Below are 10,044 nucleotides of genomic sequence, written 5' to 3' on the forward strand. Positions count from 1 at the left end.
CAAGGCTTTGCTTGGCGGTGAACCGCAGCGGGTCGGCAGATTCGAATACCGATACGACAGCGACGCGTGGACGTGGTCGGACACCGTCGCACGAATGCACGGCTATGAGCCCGGCGAAATCGAACCGACCACCGAACTCGTCCTGAGCCACAAGCATCCTGACGACCTGGCCCGGGTCAAGGGTCTGCTGCAGCAGTCGGTGGCTCCGTTCAGCAGCCGGCACAGAATCCGCACAACCACCGGAGAGATACGCAACGTGGTGGTCGTGGGCGATCCGGTCACCGATGCCGACGGCCGCATCGTTGCCACCCGCGGGTTCTACATCGACATCACCAAAAGCGTCCACGCCGATCTTCAGCAGTCGATCAGCGACCAGGTAGAGCTCATCGTGTCTCACCGAGAGGTCATCGACCAGGCCAAGGGAATGCTGATGTTGACCTACCAGCTCAGCGCCGATGCGGCCTTCGCCGTCCTGGTGTGGCGATCCCAACAACTCAACGTCAAACTCGCGACCGTCGCCGAAAAACTGGTCACCGAGTTGCCCGACCTAGTGACTGCCCACCCGGCGATGCGTGCACCCATCGACCACTACCTGCTGACCCTGACGCCACCCCAAAAGTGAGCGTCAGGTTGCGTGAGGGCACACCTGATCGCGCGTCAGCGGGGGTCGGTCGGGATGCTCCACATCAGTTTGGTGATGTCGGTGACGCCGATCAGCAGTATCTGGTCAGCGGCGCGAACGAACAGCGTCTCGGATATCACGCTGCGTACCGGGAAGCCCCCGGCGTGGAGCCAGTCGACGACCACATTGCTGGCGGCGCGCAGTGCGTCGACACAGTCGCGCGGCGGGGTCGCTGCATGTCCGGCCAGCAGCGCGGGAAGTCGTTGTCCGGTCAGCGTGATGGTGTCGGGGTGGTGGCCAAGCATGGTGGCGAAAGCGGGATTGGTGTAGACGACGACGCCGTCGAGTCCGGTGGCGAGCATCGGTATCGGCAATCGGTTCAGTAGCGTCAACGCGGGCAGCGCGGGGATACATTTTTCCGGCCTGCTTGGCAGGGGTCGGCGGCGCCGTTCGGTGCTGCGCGCATTTACGTCCACGAACTTGTTGTGGCCGTACCCGTTGGTTTCGCCGTTGTGCGGTGCAGCGGGATGCCCGGCGGTCTGGTCGCTCTGGTGCTCAGCAAAATTAGGTGATGTGGTCATCGGGATCCCGGCGTGCAGACGATCACCGTGCATGTCGGGTACGTAGAGGCGGGAGCCCCTTGAATCCTGCGGCGAGACGGCGGACTCATTCCCGGACCGGCTGAAATTCCCAGCGGCCGCCATTCTACCGAACTGAGCGGGTTGCCGGAGGGGCTTAGACGTAAGTAAGGCCGGATACCCGGATCGCAAATGCGGCTGACACCAACACTTCAGCGCATCGAACATCAGCGCATCTCCCAGCCGCGCTCGTTTCGGTCGCGCAAGCTAGCGTCTGGCGCTTCGCATCAAAACACCCCGCCGAAAGGTGCACATGGGACTGCCAATCAGCTGTGGAGGGCGGCTTTCTTCGCGAGTTGCACGCGGGATGTAAGGCCGAGCTTGTTGTAGACGTGGCGAAGATGCGATTGCACTGTTCGGGGCGAGACAAACAGCCGGGCGGCGATGTCCTTGTTCGGCATACCCTCGGCGACGAGCCGTACGACATCAAGCTCGGTAGGCGTCAGTGACCCCCAACCGGTGGACGGCCGCTTGCGTTCGCCTCGTCCGCGCTGCGCATAGGCGATCGCCTCTTCGGTGGATAGCGCGGCGCCCTCCGCCCAGGCGCCGTCAAAGTCGGTGTCGCCGATCGCGTTACGAACAGCAGTCTCGACCCAGTGGTAGTCGGCGTCCCAGATCACCAGCCGGACCGCACCCATACGGTGCCGCAATGTGTGGGCCGCACCGAGCAGCCGGGCTGCTTCCGAGTGACTGTCAGCTTCACAGGCCAGCTGGGCGAGGCACTCAAGTGCCTCCGGGATGCACAAGAGCGCGTGGCTATTGGCGGCGGTTACTAGCGCATCATGCAGGTCGCCTTCTGCTGCCCTCGAGTCGTCGCATGCGATTTTCACGCGGGCACGTGACGCCAGCGCGAGGGCCAACCAGCAGCCTTTTGACGCGGAAACGGCGATGTTCGCGACGTGCCTGGCCGTCGCGAGCTCGCGGGCGGCCACCGCCGCCCAGACCACCCAGTTGATGTTCACAATGTTGAACCGGTGGTCAATGGTCGGGAGCGCATGTTCGCATGCCTCCCACGCCGCCGAGACGTCGCCGCCAGCTAAATACGCCAAGGCGATGTTGGGGTAGCAGGCGCTTTCGAAATACTCGCCTATGTCGCAGGCTCCTTCGGACGCCGCAGAGATCGCGATCTGAGCCCGGCTCGAATCCCCTTGAAGCGACAAGAGGATCGATTCGGACATATAGCCCGTCATCTCAGACAGGAAATCGTGCGCAGCGTTGGCCGCGGTCGTTGTGGCTCGCACCTGAGCGCCGGAGGCCTCCAAGTCGCCGCGCATCAAGAGCGCGGCAGCACTGTATATGCCACATTGATGCAAGATCAATCCGTCGCCAATCCGTCGCGCGATCTCACGGCCTTCGTTCGCGAACAGGAGGGCTGCGCGCGGGTCGCCTGCCACCATCATCGCCGTGTAAGACTGCCGCCCGAGTATGTGGCTTAGTCGCAGCCAATCTCCCAATTCACGCGCGAGGCAGGCAGCCTCGGTGAAGTACGTTCCGGCTGAATCGCTTTCGTACAGAACGACGCAGCCGCGCGCCACGAGCGCCCGAATCAATAATGCGCGGTCATCAGTTCGGCGTGCGGTTTCCAGGGCCGCCTGTATTACTTCGACACGCGGTGGGTCCAACGAGCCGTACCAAGAGTCGAGCAGTGCCCTATCAGCGAGTGCCCTCACGCGCGCCGCAGTCCCGTCTGCGTCGACCGATGCCTCATCGGCCAGAGCAGCGTCGAGCCAGGCCAACCCTTCGCGAATTCGACTTCGCCCTAACCACACTGACTGCAGCCATGATGCGAGCTCCAACGCCTTTGTGATCTCGCGGTTCTCGCGGCTCCACACAAACGCCGCCCGAAGGTTGTCGATGTCAGTGAGTGCCTGTGTCAGTCGCTGCTCATGGCCACTGGTCGCCGGGGCGTCGAGCAGCGCCGCCATCGTCGTGTAGTGATCGCGGTGTCTGGCGCGTGCATCGTCGGCTTCGCCTGACTCACCGAGCTTCTCGAGTGCGTACTGGCGGACGGTCTCCAGCAGCCGGTATCGAGTTCGACCGACAGCGTTTTCGGCGACGACAAGAGACTTGTCGACGAGCAGGCTGAGCTGGTCGAGTACCTGGAATCGCTCGACCTCGCTGGTGCCGGCCACGGCTTGGGCGGCGTCGAGGTCGAAACCGCCCATGAAGGCGGCCAACCGGCGAAAGAGGACTCGTTCGGGTTCGGTGAGCAGCGCGTGCGACCAGTCAACCGAGGCGCGCAACGTCTGCTGCCGTCGCACCGCGGTGCGAGCACCGCCGGTGAGCAGCCGGAACCGGTCATGCAGGCTGCCGACGATTTCGTCGAGTGACAATGCCCGCACTCGGGCGGCGGCCAGTTCGATGGCCAATGGCATGCCGTCGAGACGACGGCAGATCTCGGCGACCGTTTCGGCGTTGTGTCCGGTGATCGCGAAGTCGGGCCTGGCTCGACGGGCGCGGTCGCTGAACAACTCGACTGCCTCGTCGGCCAGAGACAACGACGGCACCTGCCAGTTCACCTCGCCACCGACCATGAGGGGTTCGCGACTCGTCGCCAGAATCGCCACCCGCGAGCAGCCGGCAAGCAGATCGTTGACCAATTGTGCGCTGGCCTCCAGCAAATGCTCGCAGTTGTCCAACACCAACAGCAGCCTTCGCTGGCGGATGAAGCGCAGCAGTGTCTCAGTAATCGAGCGACCCGGTTGGTCCGGCAGCCCGAACGCGCGAGCCACCGTGAGCGGCACCACTTCTGGGTCGGTGATCGGCGCCAGATCGGCATAGCAGACGCCGTCGACAAAGAGACTGCCCATCCCGGCGGCCACTTCGATGGCCAGCCGTGTCTTGCCTGCGCCGCCGGCGCCGGTCAAGGTCACGAGGCGGTTGTCGGCCAGGGAGCCGCTGATGTCCGCGATTTGCAATGCCCGGCCAATAAAGCTCGTCAATTGAGCCGGAAGATTATGCGCAGTAACGGGATCCGCCGTGCGCAGCGGCGGGAAATCGTTGCGTAGGTCCGGATGGCACAACTGCGAAACCCGAACGGGACGAGGCAGATCGCGCAAACCATGGCGGCCTAGATCGGTCAACCAGACGTCAATTGGGAGCTGATCTACGACGATCTCCTCGGTTGCGGCCGACATTACGGTCTGGCCGCCATGCGCCAGGTCGCGCAGCCGTGCAGTCTTGTTGACCGTCGTGCCCGCGTAGTTACCCTCATCGCGCAACTGCACATCGCCGGTGTGGACCCCGATCCGCAGCTTGATCGGCGCCAGATCTGCACGCTGCAACTCCAGCGCACACGCCACGGCGTCACCAGCGCGGGCAAAAGCGGCCACGAAACTGTCACCTTCACCCTGTTCCACCGGGCGTACGCCCTGGTGTTCAGCAATGACCTCGCTGGCTTTGCGGTTCAGAAGCGCCACCGCTGCGTTCATCGCGTCAGGCTGGTTTTCCCAGAGCTGGGTTGAACCCTCGACATCGGCAAGCAGCAGCGTCACCGTGCCGGTCGGCAGCAGCTCAGCCATGTCAACATCGCTCCGCTCAGTCGCGCTCATGCTAGCCAGCATGCGCCCCGCTTAACCGGCAAACATCAGCTCAAAGGCGTATCTACGCCCCTTCACCGAGCGCATTTACGCCTCAGGGCGGATGTTGTGACGTCCCAACGGCCTGATAGTCGTGTCATCACGACCGTTAAGGAGCCCGACATGTCCATCACCGAAGCACTGCGCACCAGGGCTGCCAGCGTCATCACCGCCACTCGCCCGATATCGGTCGTCTGCGAGTTACTCGGCGTGCCGCGCCACGACCGGCTGGTCTTCTGGCGCTGGGCCGAGGACTTGACGAACGCGAAAGCACTCGATGCACTGCACGCATACATCGACGTGATGATCGCCGACCGGTGCTGCACGCCCACCGACGACCTGCTGTCTCAGCTGATTCAGCTCGACGTCGACGGTGAGGACCTCACCGTTGACGAGATCCACAAGCTCGTCATTGCTCTGGTCGCCGACGCGGATACCGACTAGGCCGTGACTCCCCCGGGTCATTTCTTTGGTCGGGCTGACAGGATTTGAATCTGCGACCACTTGACCCCCAGATATGTCTACTGGATTTGCGGGTGTTCGCCTATGGTCGGTTTTACCATGTCATAGGGCATTTCGGACGTCAGCGAATGTCCATGAATATCACCCAATGGGCGTACGAATGGGCGTACCCGCAACTATCAAGCACCGAGGAGATTGCAACATGACCACCACCCCTAACGTTCCGTTCGTTCCGCTCCCGCCGGGAGTCGAGGACTACGACGCCTGGCACGACTGGAATTACGAGTACCGGCTGATTTGGGGCGCCGCCCGCGAAGTGCAGTCGTGGCCCCACGACGGTCACGTCGGGGACGAGCGTTCCATCATCGTTGCCCCGTGCGCCGCGCAGCTGCCTGACGGCTCCGTAGCCACGGACGAGCGGGCCAGCAACGCGCCCGTGATTGTCCTGCAGGGAAAGAATGCTGACGGTGCGCTTCGCGATCTGCTCACCGTGCCCGCCTCCCGTGCCCGCGAGCTCGCATCCGCGTTGCTTGAGGCTGCCGATGAGCTGGATGGGTGGGCTGGGCGATGACCACTCCCCGAGCGGTCGTCTTACACCGTGTCAAAGAGCTGATGGGCGCCGTTGAGCTGGAGAACCTCAGCGACGCTGAACTCATGCACTTGACGGGCTTCATGGAAGACGTCACCGACCGACTTACGCAGGAGCGGCGGCTGCCGGCGCCGGTGCTCGCATTCAGCAGCGTATCGAGGATGCCGCGATGACGACCAACGATGCTGAGATCTCCGCGCTCCGGGCACACATCGACTCGATGCGACCCCGCTACCTCAGCGATAGCCGATGTCTTCGCCTTCCAGAGAGAGCATGATGATCGACATGGCTGAGGACTCTGCGGCCCGCCGTGACGCACCATCGGATCAGACGGAGCTAGCTCCGTCCGAATTTCCGACGGAGCACGCCTACGCTTGGGCACTCGATGACCCCGACGGCGACACGATTCGTTATTCGGATGCGCCGCAGCGAACGACACTATGGCTGCGCGTGTGCGCGGCGCTCACCGCTGCCTCCGTGGCCGCGCTCGTCGGAGTGCTGATATTCGTGATCCACGATCGCGGCACAACTTCCACGCCCCAACCGAAAACCGATGCTCAGAAGACTCCGACATCAGCTACGGTCGCGCAGACGGCTGCGGCTCCCACTGCGACCAAAACAGAGACCGTCGCAGCGCCAGCTCCGGTTGAAGCTATCCCGACGCCGGTCCCAGCGGGTGCAAGGCAGACGTTTGTCATATGTCCAGATGGACGTGAGGGTGTCGTCGGCGGTCACACCAGCTGTGCGTTCGCCGAGAACGTGCGCCGCGCGTTCAACCGCAGCAGTGACGGGTCGGACGTCATCGCGTTTTCCCCAGTGACGGGAGAACGGTACGAGATGGTCTGCTCGGGCGGATACCACGCGAACTTCAATGACGGCACACAGCGCGTCGCCACGCGCTGTGTCGGCGGCGACAACGACAGCGCCGAGGTGGTGATCTGGTAGGCCAGGTCGGTCTGGTGCACCTGCAACGGTCCCGCGATGGGTGAACGGGATGCCGCAGAGGCCGCTCAACTGATCCGGGCATTGTGCAATGGTCGAGAGGGGGCGCCCCATGAACATTCTCAAAACGATCTGCCCGCTTTTCGCCACAGCGGCGGCGCTGCTACCAGTTGCCATTGCCCACGCAGACCCCCAGGACGATCAGTTCCTTGCCTCCCTCTCGCGAGATGGCCTACAGATCACCCCAGACCAAGCAGTCCCCATCGCACACGAAACATGCAACGCCCGAACCTTCCCACGCTGGGTCCCTCGCGTTCCATCACCCTTCGCCATCGCCCACTGGCACATCAACGACGAACTCCAGGGATTGGGGATCGTCGGCCCGCAGATCATCCAATTCGAACGCGACGCCTTAGCCGCCTACTGCCCAGGCGCCTAGACCAATGGCCAGATGAGTAACGTCTACCAGGTGCTAGCGAATACTCCGGCAACGCGACATGGCTAGTCGCGCTGGATTTGTCGTTGGCAAACTTCCAGCGCAACTTGCTGCGATAGAGGCTGCGTACGCGGCGGACCTGGCCGCGAAGCAGACATCTGACGACCTGCTGTACGACATAGCCCGACTTATTGAGGACTTTCAGCGGGTTCTCGACTGGACCGCCACCGATCTCGACTATGCCTTCGGCAACGCGTCTGACCGTTCTCCCTACTTTCCGCTTCGCGCGGACCACGCGAGCTTTGATGAAAGAATGCGGAAAGGCTTTCCGGGAGTTCCAGCAGATATCTATGACGCTATGGAACGCCACCAGCCGTACCAACCCGGCAAGGGTGCACTCGGCTATTTGCACGACCTGACCCGTGTCAACAAGCACCAAGACTTCACGCCGCAGACGCGCACCGAGACACGGAGGCGCGAAATGCGCGAGGGCGGAATCTCCGCGTCTTGGGACCCCGACGGCGTTAAATTCAGCTCTGGAGTCAGAATCGCTGGCCACCCAGTAGATCCCCGTACCCAGCTGCCAGTCGGAGCGCCTGTGACTGAAACGATCTATGTCGGTTGGAATTTCGTCAAGCCAAGCGTCGCCGTACTCCCGACGCTGACGGATCTCACCAACCTCGTTACCGACGCAGCCAACGATATTCGTCAGGCTGCCGGCCTGTAGCGCCGTACAACCACGTTGGCACAGTCCTCTGCCTTTGTTACCGATTGGGACGCCGGAGCTACTAGCGATTGCAGACCTGAGAACAACTGCGCCAGAGCAGATTCTGGCCTTCACTTCCGACCGGGATACTGGTTGGAGTCCATCTGATTCAGATTGTGGCCGCGTGTTCGCTCAGCGTCGCCGCCGCGGATCCTTCTGGCCGCTGGACAACGCTGGTGCAGCCGGACTGGGAAGTAGATCGAAAGTCTGCAGTCGCAAATGCGCGACGCACCCGAAAGGGACGGCCCCGTGGCTCGGTTGATCTTGAGAAGATTGCCGATATCTACCGGATGCACCTCAACGACCGACCGACAGATGCTGTATCGCGAGCCTTTGGCAAATCGCACCGCACAGCGGCGCGCTACGTCGGCGAGGCTCGCAGAGCTGGGCTACTTCCCCCAACGACGCCCGGCAGGAAGAACGCCTGACGTTCCGGCCTTACATGCCGAGCTGGCGGCTCAGTCCGTCGACGGCGGCCCGCGCGGTGGAATCTTCGGCGTGGCCGTAGATGTCGCCGGTGATCGCAATGGAGCTGTGGCCCAGAAGGTCAGCGACGGCCTTGATATGGACGCCGCCTTCCAGCCACGCCGACGCGGCACTGTGACGGAGGGTGTGCGCGACAACATCACGCAGCCCGGCCTTCTCGGCCGCCGCCTGGACCGTGCGGAGGAGGTTGCGCGGGTCGACCTGTGTGCCGAACTCAGTTGGAAAGACGAGGCCGTTCTCGCGCCACTGATTCCCGGCCCGCAGCCGTTCCTGTTTCTGCCGAACCTGGTGGGCGCGCAGCATCTCAACGACCGGTTTCGACAGCGGCACAGAGCGGCGCGAGCGTTCGGTCTTCGGCGGAGTGACGACCAGCTTGCCGTCCACGCGCGCGACCGTCGCCGCGACCCGGAGCGTGCGGCTGCTCAGATCGACTTGCTCCCAACGCAATGCGGCTACTTCGCCGCGGCGTAGTCCCGTCGACGCGATGAGCACCAGGGCGGGATGGTAGCGGGAGGCCTTGGCGGCGCTCAGTAGCCGCACCACGTCGTTGCGGTCGAGGTGGTGCGCCTCTTGGCGCTCGACGCCGGGGCGTTTGACCGCGGCAGCCGGGTTGCGGGCCAGCAGGCCGTCTCGGACCGCGCCGTCGAGGCCGGCGCGGAGCACGGTGTACGTCGAGCGAATGGTGGAGTCGGCGAGAGCCCGCACAGGCAGTGGTTCGGGGTCGTCGACTGTCGGGCGCCCTGGTTTCATCTGGGCGCGCATGTCGAGGACCAACTTCTCGACGTCGGACGGCCGCAGCCGATCCAATCTGATGTGGCCGATGGTCCCGGCCTCGATGTGCTTGCGGCTCAGGTTCGAATACAGCTCGCGGGTTGCGGCTTTGCGGTCAGACGCCGCCAGCGTCGTGGCCCGCCAGTGATCCATCCACGCCGCCACCGTGGTTGTAGCGTCCCGCGGCGGCTGGCCCTCCTTGAGCCGATCGCGGACCTTGTCCAGTTCGGCCAGCGCCAGCTTCTGCGTACGCCCATAGACCGATACGCGCTTTCGCTCACCGGTGGCGGGATCGGTGTAGCGCAGCCGGGCTTCCCAACGCCCATTCGGCCGCTGGTAGACGTTGCCCTGCTGGTTGGCGCGGCGCTTGGCCATGCGCGCAGTATAAACCCGGTGGGCGTATCAAAGGGCGTACCACGGAATCCTTCGTGTCACCGTGGGTGGAAAAACCGCCTCTGACCTGTGTCGGGCTGACAGGATTTGAACCTGCGACCACTTGACCCCCAGTCAAGTGCGCTACCAAACTGCGCCACAGCCCGGAGCCGCCGATGGATCACCGGCAGCAGATGGAAAGCCTACAGCAGACGGCGAAGCGGACCCGAACCCAAACGCGACATGGCACGATCGCGCAAGTGGCCAGCAGATCCACCGAAGGGCAACACCTGCGCGACCTCGCGAGGCTGCGCCGCGTTCGGGACCGCATCGATCGCGAGTACGCGCAGCCGCTGGACATCGAGGCGCTCGCCCGCGACGC

At 63.6% G+C, this 10,044-nt stretch carries 10 protein-coding genes, 1 tRNA gene and 1 pseudogene; 7 read left to right on the top strand and 5 right to left on the bottom strand.

Going from position 1 to position 10,044, the window contains the following annotated elements; translation table 11 throughout:
* Nucleotides 1-7 precede the first annotated feature (7 nt).
* On the top strand, nt 8-622 hold the full coding sequence (locus VGH54_RS04145) for a PAS and ANTAR domain-containing protein (RefSeq protein ID WP_414688637.1): 615 nt from the start codon (nt 8-10) through the stop codon (nt 620-622).
* A 35-nt stretch (nt 623-657) separates the two neighbouring features.
* Here VGH54_RS04145 and VGH54_RS04150 read toward each other — a convergent pair whose 3' ends face one another.
* Both VGH54_RS04150 and VGH54_RS04155 read right to left on the bottom strand, forming a co-directional pair.
* The gene (locus VGH54_RS04150) at nt 658-1,203 is read right to left on the bottom strand and encodes a PAS domain-containing protein (RefSeq protein ID WP_331510672.1); all 546 of its coding nucleotides are present in this window, start codon (nt 1,201-1,203) and stop codon (nt 658-660) included.
* A 323-nt stretch (nt 1,204-1,526) separates the two neighbouring features.
* Nucleotides 1,527-4,811 carry a helix-turn-helix transcriptional regulator gene (locus VGH54_RS04155; protein ID WP_331510673.1) on the bottom strand — a complete coding sequence of 1,095 codons (3,285 nt, stop codon included), beginning with the start codon at nt 4,809-4,811 and terminating at the stop codon, nt 1,527-1,529.
* Between the two features lie 150 nt (nt 4,812-4,961).
* On the opposite strand from VGH54_RS04155, the gene VGH54_RS04160 reads away from it, so the two are divergent.
* From VGH54_RS04160 to VGH54_RS04170, 3 genes are all read left to right on the top strand, one after another.
* The gene (locus tag VGH54_RS04160; protein WP_331510674.1) at nt 4,962-5,282 is read left to right on the top strand and encodes a hypothetical protein; all 321 of its coding nucleotides are present in this window, start codon (nt 4,962-4,964) and stop codon (nt 5,280-5,282) included.
* 220 nt (nt 5,283-5,502) lie between these two features.
* A complete protein-coding gene (locus VGH54_RS04165; protein ID WP_331510675.1) occupies nt 5,503-5,871 on the top strand; it encodes a hypothetical protein in 369 nt (122 codons plus the stop codon).
* Entirely contained in the window at nt 5,868-6,062 is a 195-nt protein-coding gene (locus VGH54_RS04170; protein ID WP_331510676.1) for a hypothetical protein, read from the top strand. Before VGH54_RS04165 ends, VGH54_RS04170 begins: the two co-directional genes overlap by 4 nt.
* A gap of 558 nt (nt 6,063-6,620) precedes the next feature.
* Here the strand turns inward: VGH54_RS04170 and VGH54_RS04175 are convergent.
* Nucleotides 6,621-6,854, bottom strand: coding sequence for a hypothetical protein (locus tag VGH54_RS04175; protein WP_331510678.1), 234 nt, complete (start codon nt 6,852-6,854; stop codon nt 6,621-6,623).
* A 474-nt stretch (nt 6,855-7,328) separates the two neighbouring features.
* On the opposite strand from VGH54_RS04175, the gene VGH54_RS04180 reads away from it, so the two are divergent.
* Entirely contained in the window at nt 7,329-7,994 is a 666-nt protein-coding gene (locus VGH54_RS04180; RefSeq protein WP_331510679.1) for a hypothetical protein, read from the top strand.
* 215 nt (nt 7,995-8,209) lie between these two features.
* Nucleotides 8,210-8,461 carry a DUF6214 family protein gene (locus VGH54_RS30015; protein ID WP_414688638.1) on the top strand — a complete coding sequence of 84 codons (252 nt, stop codon included), beginning with the start codon at nt 8,210-8,212 and terminating at the stop codon, nt 8,459-8,461.
* A 10-nt stretch (nt 8,462-8,471) separates the two neighbouring features.
* Here the strand turns inward: VGH54_RS30015 and VGH54_RS04185 are convergent, their stop codons facing one another.
* Together VGH54_RS04185 and VGH54_RS04190 are read right to left on the bottom strand one after the other, a co-directional pair.
* Nucleotides 8,472-9,665 carry a site-specific integrase gene (locus tag VGH54_RS04185; protein ID WP_331510680.1) on the bottom strand — a complete coding sequence of 398 codons (1,194 nt, stop codon included), beginning with the start codon at nt 9,663-9,665 and terminating at the stop codon, nt 8,472-8,474.
* Nucleotides 9,666-9,755: 90 nt separating this feature from the next.
* Nucleotides 9,756-9,829 (bottom strand) — tRNA-Pro (locus tag VGH54_RS04190).
* 27 nt (nt 9,830-9,856) lie between these two features.
* Between VGH54_RS04190 and VGH54_RS30020 the strand changes: the two are divergent.
* Nucleotides 9,857-10,044 (top strand): annotated as a pseudogene (locus VGH54_RS30020) (hypothetical protein); the annotation flags it as partial.

The organism is Mycobacterium sp. (assembly GCF_036488105.1).
In the GTDB taxonomy this organism is placed as follows: Bacteria; Actinomycetota; Actinomycetes; order Mycobacteriales; family Mycobacteriaceae; genus Mycobacterium.